The following is a 608-nucleotide window of genomic DNA, read 5'->3' on the forward strand; positions in this document are numbered from 1 at the left end:
CGTGATTCTCTTGCCAGATCTTGATTCCTAAATCGGATGCTTGACCAAAGAGCTGGGTAATCTCGGGTCTTACGCCACTGCTGATTTCTTGTTGAATCTCACCTAAGATACACGCAAACAGGTCATGCTGTGGTAACGGAATCACAACTGACGGATACCACTCTAAAACCTCAGGATCAAATGAGATCAGTAATTCGTCGTCTTCTGTATAGAGCGCTTGAACCGTATCCTCGGGAGAATTTGTCGGAATTGGTGGATTGGCTGCATCTGGAATCGTCATGCGGTATAACTTCTTGTAAGGCGCATCTTCGTCCTCAGTGAGGCGTCGTTCCAGCATTTCGAAACGCCAGCCCTGATCTCTCAGGACTTGGCTTTGGGTGAAGAGTCGTTTCACGACGTCTGGCTCAACCATCGGTTCGAACCGCCTGTCGGGATAGCCGATGGAGGAAATGTCGGGATGAGCTTCCGTCCAGCCATCTAATCGTGCCGACTCGATGATTTCCTCCTCAGTGGCCCCCAGACTTTCTTCGGAAAGGCCGACCCGTTTGGATAGTTCTGCGGCTTCAGCCGCTCGGCTTTTGGCGGAGCTGGCGATCGCTTCACTATCT

1 pseudogene is annotated in these 608 nt (G+C 51.3%); it reads right to left on the reverse strand.

What is annotated here, in order from left to right:
• Positions 1-608 (reverse strand): annotated as a pseudogene (locus ACFR9S_RS14955) (helicase); the annotation flags it as partial.

The organism is Halolamina salina, from assembly GCF_042678005.1.
GTDB classification, from domain to species: Archaea; Halobacteriota; Halobacteria; order Halobacteriales; family Haloferacaceae; genus Halolamina; species Halolamina salina.